We start from the raw sequence: 14,453 nt of genomic DNA, 5'->3' as shown, positions 1-14,453 counted from the left end.
ACGCTTATGAATAAAAATCAGTCACTCACTAGTGGTGCGATGGCCGCCGCACTCATCATTTGTATTTCGGCGATTATCCAATGGCTGCCCGGTCATGACGTGCTCGCATTTAATAGTGCTGAATTGAGTGACAGGATTTGGAGTTTAGTAACAGCGCCCTTGCTCCACCTAGGTTGGAATCACTGGCTATTTAATATGGCTGGACTCGCATTGGTCGTCGGCATTTTTAATGACCAATTCGATATGCGTCAGTTATTCAATAACTACCTGCTGATCAGTGTAATAAGCGGTGGTCTGCTATGGCTGTGGCCAGAGACGATAGAATATGTCGGATTATCGGGAGTACTGCATGGTTTGCTTTTAGTGTGCCTCATCAATGCGACACTCAAGCAGCCTTGGTACCTCGCAGTCATTGTGGTTTTACTGGGTAAAGTAATTGCAGAGCTAGCAGGCTTTAGACCTGACCATTTTGTCGGCCCGGATGTCGCCTTGATTCATGCAGCCGGCATGATTGCTGGCGGAGTGACTTGGTTCCTGCAACGGCGTCGGTTAGCTGACGCCGTAAACAGGCAGAAAACACAGCAGGATTAATCCTGCTGTAAGTTTTCCTCAAACAGCTTGTAGATACGACGGTATTCGTTTAACCAACTCTCCGGCTGACGGAAGCCGTGCGGCTCCACTGGATAAATCGCGGTTTCCCAGTCGGTCTTTTTCAACTCAATCAAACGTTGCACAAGGCGTACGCTGTCTTGGAAGAATACGTTGTCATCCACCATCGGTGAGTTAATTAACAAGGCGTCCTCTAAACCGTCCGCATAATAAATGGGTGAGCTACGGCGATAAGCAATCGCATCATCCTGCGGTAGGTTAAGAATATTGGACGTATAACCCGTGTTGTAATGTGCCCAGTCGGTCACTGGACGCAGCGCCGAACCCGCTTGGAATAAACCAGGTTCTTTAAATAGCGCCATAAAGGTTAAGAAGCCACCATACGAGCCACCATAAGTACCCATGCGCTCGCCATCAACGTTCACATTGGTTTGTAGCCAATCCGTTACGTCGACCAAATCTTCAACCTCAGGTGTGCCCATTTGGCGATAGATAGCGGTGCGCCAATCACGTCCGTAACCTTTCGAACCTCGGTAGTCGAGATCGGCAACGACATAACCTTGCTTGTTAAGGAAGCTATGGAACATAAACTCACGGAAATAGCCGGACCAGCCCATATGCGCGTTTTGCAGGTAACCCGCGCCGTGAATAAAGACTACTGCTGGATACTCTTCAGCACGTTCGGCATCAAAACCTTCCGGCTTATATACTCGCGTATAAATCGGTTCATCTACGTGGGATGAAGCAATTGGCACGATTTCCGGCGCGGTCCAGTCAATACTTAAAAACTTCTCCGACACGGTGTGTGTAAGTCGCTGTGCTTCATCTGTCGCATCAGCATTCTTGACGTAAAGCTCAGGCGGCATCAAAGGAGTCGAATACGTGAGTAATAACCGTTCACTCGTTGGACTTAATTCGTAGCCCGTCATTCCACCTAAGTCAGTGAGCTGTTCAGGCTCACTTGAGCCATCCACCGCAACTCGGTAAATCTCATAAACACCCGGGTGGGGTTGATTGGCTTGAAAGTACAACTGACTGCTATCAGCCGATAGTGTCGGTGTTTCAACCACGTATTGCCCTTCAGTTAACTGCGTGGTTTGTTGATCAAGATCACGCGCATACAGATGTGAGTAGCCATCCGCTTCGGACATGAACCAAAGCGTATCTTCATCGACCCAACCAAACTCATTGTGTGTGTAATTAATCCATGCATCATCGTGTAAGCGATCTTGCTGCTCTAACTGTTTGGCGCCGAAGTCAACGGTCGCAATCCAACGATCCTTGTTGTCCCAAGCTTCGAGCATGACAGCCACTTCCGAACCTTCTTCGTTCCACTGAATCGCACCGTTTTCCCAGCCCCAGTCAGCCATCAACTGAATAGCACGAGGCTCGTTTTTGCTTTCGTATGACTGCCCTTCCGCCTTGGCATTTTCAGCTTTTACCGCGGCCAATACGTCTTCGTTCCAGCCGTCGAGCGTGTTGTAGGTCAAACTCGTTTGAGTATGCTTCTGCAGATCCAGTAACACTAACTGATGTTGCTGAGGTTTTGCATCGGCGACACGGCGACGCACTTTCTCCGGCTCAATGCGACCATCTTCTGTGATGTAGTTCGGCATGATATCGCCGTCATCGCGCCAACTCTGTGGCTCGGACATAGCAACCAACAGGTAACGTCCGTTCGGCGACAACCGTCCATCGACCCATTGCATACGTTTATCAAGATAAAACGCCTGCGGCGCTAATGTGTCATTTTGTTGCTGTAACTGCTGCTGATATTCAAACTGTTCGGCACGATTTTTACGCTCTTTCTGTACGAACTGAATCAGCTTCTGTTCTTCCTTAGCGATATAGTCAGCCGGCGCTTCATTAGCTTGTGGTTCATCAGCGAACTGGATATCAGCCATTTGCTGTGACAAACCTGAACGTACGTCGATACGGAAGAACTGCTGACCTTGTTGATAGCTTAGCGAACCATCCGCCATTGCTTGAAGGTTGTGCTGACGTTCGCTATCACGTGTGAGTTGCTTCACCTCACCATTACCAAAACGAACAAACACATTACCTTTATAGGTGTATGCTAACCAGTCACCCGCTACCGACGATTCTTTTTCGTCAGCGATATATAGGTGTTGCTCTGAGAGTGGCACAGCCTGCGGTTTACCTTGTCCACCCTTGATTATCATTAAGTCGCGAACTTCGCTACCTTCGCGCTTTTGGTAGAACAAGATATCTTGACCGTCTAAGCTCCAAAATGCGTTTTCAGGAAAACGACCCATCCAGTCGGGATCAGCCATGATTTGCTCAAGGGTAAGTTCAGCCACGCCTTCAGCCGAAGCCAGTGGATCGGCTTTTAAAGTCGCGGGTGTGGGCGCTTTATGAGTGGTTGTAGATTGCGCAACCGTGCTTTGAGTGGATGCGCAAGACGCAGTAACGAGCGCCGCGCTCAGTGCGATCACCAAACGGGATTTTTGCATACTGATTTCCTTTATTGTGCGTCGGGTTGATTTTCCGGTAAGGCTTGTTGAACCGCATCCAGCTTTAACAAATTGCTGTGCACACGCACTAGATTTGGATAGTCGTCTAGCGGCACGTTAAATCGGAGTGCATTGTATACCTGCGGCAACAAACAAATATCTGCTAATGTTACCGAATTTCCAAAGCAATAATCACCTGCATAATCGGCAAGACGCTGTTCAAATGCGGTAAAGCTCTTCGTGACCCAGTGATGGATCCACTCAACTTTCTGTTCATCACTGCATTTAAGCGTGCCCGTCAAATATTGCAACACACGCAGGTTAGTTACGGGTTGCAGCTCACACGCAAGATCATAGGCGAGCGCACGCACTTGCGCTTTGGCAACATGTTCCGTGGGTAACAAAGGATTATCGGGGTAACAATCATCGAGATATTCGAGAATGGCTAGCGACTGGTTGAGTTTTACGTCACCGTCAATCAATGTCGGGACGAGTTCAGAAGGGTTTAGTTTCCGGTACGCTTCACTATGTTGCTCACCGCCATCTTTGACTAGGTGAACCGGATGATAAGTATAGTCGCACTGTTTAAATGCGAGTCCTAAGCGCACACGAAAACTGGCGCTTGAGCGCCAGTATCCGTATAGTTCCATCATTATTGCGGTCCTTTGTATTGCACCACTTTTTGGTCGATAGCGCCGAAGATCGACTCGCCATCGGCGTTTTTCATTTCAAAATGAATGGTATCACCAAAGTCCATAAACTGGGTTGTGGGCTGTCCGTCACGAATAGTTTCGATCATACGCACTTCTGCAATACAGCTATACCCTACGCCACCTTCGGCGATCGCTGTCCCATGATCGGTGCCCTGCTTATTGGATACTGTACCTGAACCAATGATTGCACCGGCACCCAAATGGCGAGTTTTTGCTGCGTGAGCAACCAGCTGCGCGAAGTTAAATGTCATGTCTTCGCCCGCGTTCGGTTTACCGAAAGGCTTTCCGTTGTATTGTGATAACAGCGGTAAATGCACTTTGCTGTCTTGCCATGCGTCACCCAACTCGTCCGGCGTGACGGCAACCGGCGAAAATGCAGATGAGGGTTTGCTCTGGAAAAAGCCGAAGCCTTTACCCAGTTCACCCGGAATCAGGCCACGTAAAGATACATCATTGACCAACATCAATAATTTAATGTGTTGGCTGGCATCTTTGGCTTCAATCCCCATAGGGACGTCGTCAGTGATGACTGCGATTTCGCCTTCGAAATCGATGCCCCACTCATTGCTTGCCATCTCGATATCATCGTGAGGCGCGAGAAAATCATCTGAGCCCCCTTGATACATCAAAGGATCTTCCCAAAAGCTCGGTGGCATTTCAGCGCCGCGTGCTTTACGTACCAACTCAACGTGATTCACGTAAGCGCTGCCATCAGCCCACTGATAAGCCCGTGGTAGCGGTGACTCACACAAATGCTGCTCAAATGTCACAGCCCCTTCAACATCACCTTGATTCAGTGATTGATAAACCGCGTCAGCTTTTGGCGCAAGCTCGTCCCAGTTATCAACGAGCTCTTGCATACAACTCGCGATGGCTGGAATGGCTACTGCTTTGGTTAAGTCACGGCTGACGACCATCAGTTGGCCGTCGCGCGTACCATTTCGATAGGTTGCTAGTTTCATATTGTTTTACTTCTCCTTCCAACTGAACACGTAGTCGGGATTCTCAACACTCATTGCCGCGTCGGATGCTTCTAATGCATCACGCGTGTCGAGCATGACTGCGACTTCATCGGTGAATTTCTTTTTATGTTCTAGACCCGCTTTAAAGGCTTTTGGATGCGGTCCGTGGGTAAAGCCTGCCGGATGAAAGGTCACCATACCACGATCAATGTTGTCACGACTAAAGAAGTCGCCTTCGTGATAGAACAACACTTCGTCATAATCATCATTATTATGATAAAACGGAACTTTAAGCGCGCCTGGGTCACTCTCAATTGGACGCGGAACAAAAGTACACACGACAAAGCGCTCAGCAACAAACGTAGTGTGCGCTGAGGGTGGCAGGTGATAACGATGACTCATCAGCGGGCGAATATCACGCCAATTGAGTCGAACCGGTGCCAAATCGCCATGCCAACCCACCGCATCCAGCGGATTAAACGGATAGGTAATCACCGAAACCTGCTGGTGACGTTTGACGAAGGTTTGCGTCTGCTCTTCGCTATATTGTGCCTTAAAGACATCATCAATCGCCGGTGTATCCAGTACCGCCGGATCGAAAATCGCATGGTTACCGACCAATCCCTTTTCAGGTAACTGATACGCACCATTAGTCGCTTCGATCATCAACAGTTGCATAGGCTCTTCGGGCTCAATGCGCCAGCTCGTTGAGCGTGGAATGAGAAAGTAGTCGCCTTTAACCAGCTTGATATGCCCGTAATCACAAAATACATGACCACTGCCCTCATGAACAAACAGCAAGTCATCGCCATCGGCATTGCGCACCAGGTAGTTCATCTTGCTTTGGCAGTGCCATAAACGAAACTTACAGTTAGCGTTCTCAAGCAGATTATTTACCAACCACGGGTTTTCTTGGTCTAGGTCTTTCAATTGATTAAAGTCGAAGGCGCGCGGACGCAACGGTCCTTGCCAATCTGACCAACCTGTCGGTGCGTGCTGATGATGGAAATGAGTAGCAGGGCCGAAGAATCCACTTCGACCCGCTTCACGTTCATACATCGCCTGCTCAGGAAAGTCAGCATGAGCCTGTCGTGAATGCGCGCCTTCCTGTTTGGGAAAGCTGATCCACTTACGCATCGCTCAACACTCCTCGACGGATTTGGTCTTCTTCGATACTTTCGAATAAGGCTTTGAAGTTACCTTCACCAAAACCTTCGTTACCTTTACGCTGAATAATTTCAAAGAACACAGGACCAATCACGGTTTGGGTAAAGATTTGTAGCAAGATGCCATCTTTCATCGGCGCGCCGTCGATCAAAATACGCTGGTCGCGAAGTGCCTCAACGTCTTCTTCATGACCTTCTAGGCGCTCATTGATTTTCTCGTAGTAAGTATCAGGCGTATCCATGAACTCCATGCCGATACTGCGCAAATCTTTTACCGTTTTATAGATATTGTCACTGGTCAATGCAATGTGTTGAATGCCTTCACCGTTATACTCGCGCAGGTATTCCTCGATTTGCGATTTGTCGTCGTGCGATTCGTTAATAGGGATACGAATTTTTCCGCACGGTGCAGTCATTGCACGGCTTAACAAGCCCGTGAGTTTACCTTCGATATCGAAATAGCGGATCTCACGGAAGTTACCGATACGCTCGTAGAAGCCAGCCCAAGTATCCATATTGCCGCGGAATACGTTGTGGGTAAGGTGGTCAATTTCATATAGACCTGCGGCATGTGACGACATTTTTTCTTGCCAGTCAGGATAGAATTCAAAGTGGTCAGTATAAACGGCCATATCCTGATAGTTATCGATAAAGTACAGTGCACTCTCGCCAATACCGTATACCGCGGGGATGTCCTCAATCACGCCTTGGTCTGCTGGGAATGCTTTCGCACCATTATCTAACGCATGCTCGAGCGCTTTTTTTGCATCCGCCACACGCCATGCCATACCACATACACTCGGGCCGTGCTTTTTAGCGAATTCCTCGGCTTGTCCACCTACTTGTGAATTGATCACGAACTGAATATCGTTTTGCTTATACAGCCACGCTTCTTTGCTTTTGTGCTTAGCCACTTCGGTGAAGCCCAACTTATCAAACAAGTCTTTAAGAGCTGCGATACCTTTGGCGTCAGGGGCAGTGTACTCAACAAACTCAAAACCGTCGGTGTTGAGTGGGTTATAATTCATATCGCTCATAACTACTTCCTTCTGTATTCGATTACATGGGTGTTTTTTTGTTTTGTGTAATCGTTACTTTAGGGGGGTTAGTTAAATTGAGCGAGTAAAGCGTAAAAACTACCCATCGTTGCGCCACGTCAAACTTTGTAACCTTTTATTTACAAAAAAAGAGAGCGCGTTAAGACGCGCTCTCCTCATGGACTTTGATAAATAAGCCGTAAACTTAATTGTACACACTGTTGTAGCGTGTCGTAAAAAGTTTACAGCTATTTAAGACTGGCTTTTCTTGCGCTGCTTACCGATTCCGTAGTCACGCAGTTTATTAGCGACTGCCGTATGCGATAAACCCAAACGACGTGCCAGTTGTCGCGTACTTGGGAAACTTGGATACAATCGTTTAAGTACAGTACTCTCGAAACGGCGCACCGCCTCATCCAAACTGATATCTTCAATTTCAATGGCTAACGGATCATCGTCTACTTGCGCTTCGGGTAACTTAACATCATTTGCCTCGAGCACGTCGCCATCGAGCATGGACACCGAACGAAACATCGTATTCTCAAGCTGACGTACGTTACCCGGCCATTGATAGGTCTTAATACGGTCCTTAGCTGAGCGGCTCAGTTTAACCAAGCTGCGCCCGAGCGATTTACAAGCTTGCGAAATAAAATGCTCAGCCAATAACACGGCATCCGCTTTACGTTCACGGAGTGGTGGTACATTCAGCGCGAGCACATTGAGTCGATAATACAAATCCTCGCGGAAAGTCCCCGCCTCAACTAGCTCATAGAGGTGGTTTTGTGCCGTACAAATAACACGTACATCGACGCTAACCTCTTGTTCTTCGCCGATACGACGGAATACGCCGTGCTCTAAAAAGCGCAATAACTTGGCCTGTAAATTAATCGACATCTCGCCGACTGAATCGAGTAACACGGTACCGCCAGCGGCTTGTTCTAGCACCCCTGTCTTTTTAGCACTGTGCTCTGATAAGCTGCCTGCGCCATGCCCAAATAACTCACTCTCGGCAACGTTGTCCGGTAACGCGGCGCAGTTAATCGCCAAAAACGGTTTATCGGCGCGCGCTGATGCTTGATGACACGCCTTTGCCAACAACTCCTTACCGACGCCCGTCTCACCCTCTATCAACAGAGGCGCATCCAACTCAGCCATACGCTGCGCTTCTTTAATCACCTTCTTGAATGCGGCGTTTTCAGTGAGTAAACGATCAAAGGCAGAATCATTCTTATTGTTCTGCCACTGAGCGACATTAGGTTCGGTCTTGCACGTTAAGACAGCCCCCGCGAAAGAGCGACTACCGTCCTCGCCAGCGACCCAAATAGGTAATATCTGTGCGTAATACTCTGCACTGTTGATCACAACCGCTTCAAACACGGGTTCTTTAGGTTGTTTATCAAGCCAGCGCGCCAGTCCAAATCCAGTGATGAATTGCGACAAATAGTCGCCACTTAGGGTGTCCTTCGGGGCACCTAATAACTGTGCTGCGGCATCATTAATGATATCAATACGTCCTTTGATATCGATGGAAATCACCGGATCCGGCAAAGTACTTAAGAGTAAATCAAATTCAAAATGCTCACGCTCAAAAGGCATGTATGGGATGGTTTTCACATCGATAACATTTGGAATTCGACGTATTTGTGGCATTAAGTGGCTGAAGTCTTCAAACGCGAGTTCAGGAAAGTTTAGGTAAATCTTTCCGCGCGGATCAATTTCAATACCTCTTAAATCGATTTCTTGATCGCGAAGTATCTGCAATACATCAAGGCAAATGCCTAAACGGTCATCGCAGGTTATCTCTAGTCTCATGTCATTCGTTCAGGTTGAGAGATCTGTAAAGTATATCGTACAGGATATTCAAGCGCGGATACAGAAAAACCCTAGCGTTTGAGCTAGGGTTTTTGACGTTCTATCGAACTATTTGCCGAATCTTAAGCTTAATTTAAGATTTCGTCCGTTTTCGCAGCCATAACAAAATCGTTTTTGTGTAGGCCATTAATTGCATGGGTCCACCAAGTCACCGTCGCCTTACCCCACTCAGTGATAATTTCTGGATGGTGCTTCTCGGCCTCAGCAATTTCACCGACTTTGTTGGTGAATTCCAATGCTTGGCGGAAGTTTTTGAATTTAAACTCGCGACGTAACATCATCACACCGTCGTCACTCACCGGCGTCCACTCGGGGATCTCGCGCATCAACGATGCCAACTCATCATCACTGACCTTCGGTGCGTCTGCGTTACACGCTTCACAGTGTTCTTGATTTAATGCAGCCATATAAATACTCCTGTTAATTATTATGCCGCGTCTTTAGGCGGGAATTTTGGTTCAAAGAGTCCCAGTTCCATAGCCTCGCGTACCAACGCCATGATATCCATGTCTGAAATCTCAAATAATTCATCGACACTATTGATGGTGTAGTACACAGGCTGAATAATATCGATCCGATAAGGGGTTCGCAGTGCATCCAACGCTTTCAGTGGATGGCGTTCAGGCTTATCACTGTTCACCGCATATTCTGTCTCCGCTGGTGAGGATAAAATACCACCACCATAAATGCGGATGCCTTCGTCCGTTTGTAACAGGCCAAATTCAACAGTAAACCAGTATAAGCGTGCTAAGTAAACGCGTTCTTTCGGTGTCGCCGCATAACCCAGTTTGCCATATTGATGTGTAAAGTGGGCAAATGCAGGATTGGTCAACAATGGACAATGGCCGAAAATTTCATGAAAGATGTCGGGTTCTTGCAAGTAGTCGAACTCTTCCCGAGTACGAATAAATGTAGCGACTGGGAATTGCTTATTTGCTAACAATCGAAAGAATTCGTCAAACGGAATCAGTGCCGGCACCGCAGCAACCTGCCAACCTGTTTCACGCTCAAGTACTTCATTAAGCTCGTGCAGCTGCGGTATACGGTCTTTTGGCAAGTCGAGTAGTTCAAGTCGTTTCATGTACTCATCACAGGCTTTACCTGGAATGCACTTAAGTTGACGATCGACTAAATCGTGCCAAACCTGATTCTCCTCATCAGTCCAATGGATGATTCCCTCGGCATCGGGCTGTTTGGATACGTAATTACTCTCTTTACCCATAGTTATGCCTCTTCTTGCTGTTCTAATTTAAGTGTAGATCAATAATTAAAGTCTGTATGGCTATGCCGAATCACGCCAGCGGCTGGCAACACTATCAAGCGCTTGTTTGAGATCGGCAATGATATCGTTAGCATCCTCTAAACCCACGGCAATACGCAGTAACGTATCACTAATGCCCGCAGCTTGGCGTGCCTCCGGGGTATACGGTGAGTGCGTCATGGACGCTGGATGTTGAATCAAAGTCTCGGCATCACCTAAACTCACTGCGAGTGCAATCATCTCCAGCGCATCAAGAAATGCCCGCGCGCCCTCCTCGTCGCTATGTAGCTCAAACGCGATAACAGCGCCTGCACGTTGCATTTGCGACCCCACCAAATCGTGTTTGGGATGACTGGCTAATCCTGGATAATAAATTTTCTTAATGAGTTCGTGTTGTTGTAAGAAACTCACGACCTTCTCGGCATTATCGCAATGTCGTTGCATGCGAACGTCGAGTGTTTTAAGCCCTCGTAAAATGAGCCACGCATCATGCGGGCTCATCGTCGCGCCCATATCTTTCAGCGTTGTCATTTTGATATCGGCGATGGTTTCCTCGTCACCACATACGATACCTGCAACCACATCACCGTGGCCGTTTAGAAATTTCGTGGCGCTATGAATCACAATATCGGCCCCCAATGACTTCGGGTGTTGCAACAGGGGGGTCATAAAGGTGTTGTCGACAATAAGTTTGGCTGCACTAGCACCCATCGCCGTCTTAATTGCTGCGATATCGAGTAGTTTCAAATGTGGATTAGCGGGCGTTTCAAGAAACACGAAGCGCGTATTATCGCGCAGATGCTTTGTGACCTGACTTGCGTCAGCCATATCGATAAACTCGGCTTCTACACCAAAACGCTCAAATAAATCGCTGAACAATGCGAAGCTACAGCCATAAATTGCGTCCGAGACCAACACATGATCCCCCGAGCGTACGAGTGCCATGGTCGTCGCTGCAATCGCTCCCATGCCGGTAGCACTTGCGGCGGCTGCTGAAAAGCCTTCAAGCGCGGCTACACGAGTTTCTAGTTGCGTAACAGTTGGATTACCGAGGCGACTGTAAATATAGCCTGGCTCTTCACCCGCAAATCGGGCACTACCCTGGTCAGAATGACTAAACTTAAATGTCGATGTCTGATACAACGGAGCAACCAATGCACCCTCGGGATCCTGCGGTGCTTTACCGCCATGGATGACTTGCGTGGCTAGCTGATGATGTTCCGTTGACTGCTTATCTGCGCTCATTATTCCGTCCCAAAGTCACGACTAAAAAATATTCATTTGTCATATTTTTGTTATGGAATAAGAGTGCAGTGAGTCACTATCAAAAGGCAATGCTTCGGCCACCGACATTTATTTAGGCAGCTGTAACGCTATTTTTCCACTTAACTGGTCTAACCAGCTACAATGATTGACTGGTATCGCTTGGAGCGTGTTCAGATTTATTTTTAAACATTGTTGGAAACTGTTTTGCTAAATCCTTCACCAACAGCTTTTGCATGGATAGTAAGCTCGGTTTTTGCGTGTGTACGTAAGGTAAAGGTCTAACGAGTCGTATAGTTTGTAACCCTAAACGGGCTGTCAGTAACCCTGCACCGACGCCTTGTGCCGCTCGTGCTGAGAGACGTGCAACCAACTCGGTGCTTAACCATTGGCTACCCATATCAACGATAAGCTCACTCACGCCCGCATAAGCTAAGTTTGTCAGTATATGACGCCATAATTTAATGCGGCTCCAATAACCGAGCTTCACTCCGTAAAGGCGCGACAGTTCACTGATCATGCGTTGATTACGCCAAAGCAGCAGTAGCATATCGGCGAGGCTACTTGGACTGATAGCGACCAATGCGGCAGCTTCCAAGGACCATTTGCGAATTCGTCGCATCGCTGTCTGATCGACATTCGCTAAAATATCCTGCTCAAAGCGTGTCGCGATTTCTTGTTCGTTCCAGTGCGACTGACGCTGTTGCCGCCATTGTTGTTCTAAATCGGGCCGGTGTAATGCTTGGATGTGTGATTGCTCATCAAAGTGCGCCTGCATCTGCCAACGTTGCTTCAGCTTTCTTAACAACCACCATTCACGGATAAAAAATCCAAATAGCGTTAGGCATAGCAGTACACTCACGACAAGCCAGAGACTGCCAAGCCAGAATGACGATTGAAAGGCCCCATAGATGCCAAGTATCGTCTCGGTGAGCACCCCGATGAAAACAGCAACAACGGTCACCAGTGCCAATTTTCGTAGTTTAGTTTGACCTTTTCGCCGCGTTGATATCGCGATAGTTTCAGCAGCTTCGGCATTCATATCGGCAGTCGTATCTTCGACCTTATCAATCGGCTCATCAATGGCATAGAACTTTAATTGGGTATCCTGCTTCACTTCAACTTATCTCCTAACAGAAACTCGAGTAGCTGATCGAGCCGAATGTGCGGTAAGGGGGAATCAGCGGCGCTAAAGTGCGGAACGAATTGTGGAAATTCAAAGCCCTGCTGCCACTGATCGGCATTGGGTAACTGCGTAGGAACCGCAGGTGCGCCAATACGCACTTTTTGATTGCCTTTTAAGTAACCGTCTAACACCACGGTACCATCGCTTAAACGCCCTGCTTTACTGGTTGCAATACCGGCCACGGCGAATAGTTCATGTTCGATCCGTTCAAACTGAAAGTGCTGACGTGAACGACGTAACATCTCAGCTAACAATTGATTCAGTGCCTGTTGCCCATCCGGTCCCACATGGTCGACTTTGGACGCTACCAACGCTACTTTATCGATAGCGGGTGAAATTATCCGCCTCAACAGCGCGTTCTCGCCATATTCAAAACTATTTAACAGACCTGTGAGCGTTTCTATTAGCTCATCAAAGCGCGCCTTTCCCTGTTCGAGCGCGGTGAGCACATCGACCAAAATCACTTGTCGATTAAATCCCTGAAAGTGATTCTTATAAAACGGTTTGATGACCTGATCCTTATAACGCTCAAATACGCGCTTTAAATGTTCAAATTGCGTAGCGTTTTGATCGCTGAATGGCCAAGGGAAAAATGCCAATACAGGCGCTCCTTCGAGTTGTCCCGGAAGCAAATGACGACCTGGTTGCAGGTTGTAAAAGCCCGCTGCTTGAGCTGATTTTAAAGCCTGCTGGTAACCCTGTGCCAGCTCTCGCAGGGTCGTATCAGATACAGGTCCATTTTCAAGTTGCGATTGAGCCTGCTGATACCATGACGCAAAATGGTTGGCGCGTTCGCCGTGTTGATTCAATTGGTTCTGCTGAGCGGACCACGCACCGTAATGGCTTTGCAGTAGTGGTAAGTCTAATAACCATTCACCGGGATAGTCGACCAACTCAACCACGAGTCGACGCTCATCCATTAGATGTTTAGCAAGACCAGAACGTGGCTGATATTTGATTTCAAAGCGAATTTCACTCACGTCACGCGTAGACGAGGGCCAACTTGGATGTGCTGAAGTAAGCACTTTCACCGCCTCTTCATACGCGAACCGTGGCGTCGACCAATCACGATTCTCTATCAGACGACTGCCTAGCAAACGGCCAGAATGTTTAACTTGCCAGAACGCTAACTGCTTCGCATCGTAACCGTTCAGCACTTGCTCAAGCATACCGGTAATGAGTGCCGTTTTGCCCGCACCGCTGAGGCCTGTAACCGCCAGTCTAATATGACGATCAAACCCACGATTGATGAGATCGCGGGTTTGTTGTTGAGTCTTTTTCAGTGAAATCACAGCTGTTTTAATTCACGGTTCAAATTGTATTGTGTTGAAGTGACGTATTTTTCCATCCGTTGCACTTGTTCATCCAACGATTTCAACTCTTGTTCCATTTCTACAACAGCTTGGCTTGCGGGTTTACCACCACCATACACACGCGTCTTGATGTGCATATCAAGATGCCCTTCCGAGCGCGGCTTTTTATCTAAAATTAACCAACCCGCGATATACAGTATGAGAAAGAAACCTTGAGAGAAAATAAGGCCGGTGAAAAAAATCAGCCGCACCACCCAGGTTTCGATGTTTAAGTAGTCGGCAAGACCGGCGCATACGCCGGCAATCTTGCCTGTTTCAGTGTTGCGTTGGAGCTGACGTTTGCGTTCAGTAGCACTCATTTGTGTTCCCTCCAGCTAGGTGAGTCAGCATCTAAGATGCGCTCAAGCGTTTGTACGCGTTCACGCATTTTTTCTACTCGCTCACTCATTTGATTCAATTGGCTGCGTTCTTCTTCACTAATACCTTGGCTCGCATTTCGCTTGCTTTTGTAGTGAAGAATCAACCAAATGGGGGCGACAATCACCAAAAATATGATAATGGGCGCCATCAAAAACTCTAGAAAGTCCATGTTGCTTT

Annotated in this window: 14 protein-coding genes; 1 reads left to right on the top strand and 13 read right to left on the bottom strand. The window is 47.8% G+C overall.

Translation table 11 applies throughout. The features are described from left to right. Positions 1-6 precede the first annotated feature (6 nt). On the top strand, positions 7-591 hold the full coding sequence (gene rrtA / locus AWU56_RS04035) for a rhombosortase (RefSeq protein ID WP_006956006.1): 585 nt from the start codon (positions 7-9) through the stop codon (positions 589-591). Here the strand turns inward: rrtA and AWU56_RS04030 are convergent. The 13 genes from AWU56_RS04030 to pspB form a co-directional block, all read right to left on the bottom strand. After that, positions 588-3,083 carry a S9 family peptidase gene (locus tag AWU56_RS04030; protein WP_286681819.1) on the bottom strand — a complete coding sequence of 832 codons (2,496 nt, stop codon included), beginning with the start codon at positions 3,081-3,083 and terminating at the stop codon, positions 588-590. The two genes, rrtA and AWU56_RS04030, sit on opposite strands and share 4 nt — an antisense overlap. A gap of 11 nt (positions 3,084-3,094) precedes the next feature. Then, the gene (gene maiA / locus AWU56_RS04025) at positions 3,095-3,733 is read right to left on the bottom strand and encodes a maleylacetoacetate isomerase (protein ID WP_040488041.1); all 639 of its coding nucleotides are present in this window, start codon (positions 3,731-3,733) and stop codon (positions 3,095-3,097) included. Between the two features lie 2 nt (positions 3,734-3,735). Further along, entirely contained in the window at positions 3,736-4,758 is a 1,023-nt protein-coding gene (locus AWU56_RS04020; RefSeq protein ID WP_006956009.1) for a fumarylacetoacetate hydrolase family protein, read from the bottom strand. A 6-nt stretch (positions 4,759-4,764) separates the two neighbouring features. After that, entirely contained in the window at positions 4,765-5,895 is a 1,131-nt protein-coding gene (locus tag AWU56_RS04015; protein ID WP_286681818.1) for a homogentisate 1,2-dioxygenase, read from the bottom strand. Then, positions 5,888-6,961: a 4-hydroxyphenylpyruvate dioxygenase gene (hppD, locus tag AWU56_RS04010; RefSeq protein WP_286681817.1), complete on the bottom strand. Its 1,074-nt coding sequence runs from the start codon at positions 6,959-6,961 to the stop codon at positions 5,888-5,890. Before hppD ends, AWU56_RS04015 begins: the two co-directional genes overlap by 8 nt. A gap of 252 nt (positions 6,962-7,213) precedes the next feature. Beyond that, positions 7,214-8,773, bottom strand: a complete 1,560-nt coding sequence (gene tyrR, locus AWU56_RS04005) for a transcriptional regulator TyrR (RefSeq protein WP_286681816.1) — start codon at positions 8,771-8,773, stop codon at positions 7,214-7,216. A 128-nt stretch (positions 8,774-8,901) separates the two neighbouring features. After that, complete coding sequence (locus AWU56_RS04000) at positions 8,902-9,240, bottom strand: 4a-hydroxytetrahydrobiopterin dehydratase (RefSeq protein ID WP_006956013.1); 339 nt, start codon at positions 9,238-9,240, stop codon at positions 8,902-8,904. A gap of 20 nt (positions 9,241-9,260) precedes the next feature. Continuing rightward, positions 9,261-10,055, bottom strand: coding sequence for a phenylalanine 4-monooxygenase (gene phhA / locus AWU56_RS03995; RefSeq protein ID WP_286681815.1), 795 nt, complete (start codon positions 10,053-10,055; stop codon positions 9,261-9,263). A gap of 60 nt (positions 10,056-10,115) precedes the next feature. Further along, positions 10,116-11,339 carry a methionine gamma-lyase gene (gene megL / locus AWU56_RS03990; RefSeq protein ID WP_286681814.1) on the bottom strand — a complete coding sequence of 408 codons (1,224 nt, stop codon included), beginning with the start codon at positions 11,337-11,339 and terminating at the stop codon, positions 10,116-10,118. 157 nt (positions 11,340-11,496) lie between these two features. Continuing rightward, a complete protein-coding gene (locus tag AWU56_RS03985; protein WP_286681813.1) occupies positions 11,497-12,474 on the bottom strand; it encodes a TIGR01620 family protein in 978 nt (325 codons plus the stop codon). After that, positions 12,471-13,835, bottom strand: a complete 1,365-nt coding sequence (locus AWU56_RS03980; protein WP_286681812.1) for a YcjX family protein — start codon at positions 13,833-13,835, stop codon at positions 12,471-12,473. The genes AWU56_RS03985 and AWU56_RS03980 overlap by 4 nt, the downstream gene beginning before the upstream one ends. Beyond that, the gene (pspC, locus tag AWU56_RS03975) at positions 13,832-14,215 is read right to left on the bottom strand and encodes an envelope stress response membrane protein PspC (protein WP_006956018.1); all 384 of its coding nucleotides are present in this window, start codon (positions 14,213-14,215) and stop codon (positions 13,832-13,834) included. The genes AWU56_RS03980 and pspC overlap by 4 nt, the downstream gene beginning before the upstream one ends. Further along, entirely contained in the window at positions 14,212-14,445 is a 234-nt protein-coding gene (gene pspB / locus AWU56_RS03970) for an envelope stress response membrane protein PspB (RefSeq protein ID WP_006956019.1), read from the bottom strand. The genes pspC and pspB overlap by 4 nt, the downstream gene beginning before the upstream one ends. Positions 14,446-14,453 lie beyond the last annotated feature (8 nt).

The sequence above is a fragment of the Idiomarina sp. T82-3 genome, from assembly GCF_001577655.1.
Lineage (GTDB): Bacteria > Pseudomonadota > Gammaproteobacteria > Enterobacterales > Alteromonadaceae > Idiomarina > Idiomarina baltica.
Note: the sequence above shows the minus strand (reverse complement) of the source record. Positions and strands in the feature narration are given on the sequence as shown.